The organism is Pseudoalteromonas sp. C12FD-1 (assembly GCF_037414265.1).
In the GTDB taxonomy this organism is placed as follows: Bacteria; Pseudomonadota; Gammaproteobacteria; order Enterobacterales; family Alteromonadaceae; genus Pseudoalteromonas.
On sequence record NZ_JBBEVD010000057.1, the window covers coordinates 1 to 241 of the forward strand.

1 tRNA gene is annotated in these 241 nt (G+C 40.7%); it reads left to right on the forward strand.

Annotated elements, in window-relative coordinates:
- Positions 1 to 160: 160 nt before the first annotated feature.
- Positions 161 to 237, forward strand: a tRNA-Arg gene (locus WDB87_RS08455).
- The last annotated feature ends 4 nt before the right edge of the window (positions 238 to 241 follow it).

The window sequence follows — 241 nt, forward strand, 5'->3', positions numbered from 1 at the left end:
GTTACGTCCTACGCCCACCACTTTCATACATAAGCCGACATAAGCGTCGGTTTTTTTGTGTCTAAAATAATATATAAGTTATGCTTACTTTTTAAAATGTGTACTTAAATTGGTTATTTTAGAAACTCCCCTTAGAGTATAAATAAGAAAAAATGAAAGTGGGCGCATAGCTCAGCTGGATAGAGTACCTGGCTACGAACCAGGCGGTCGGAGGTTCGAATCCTCCTGCGCCCACCACTTT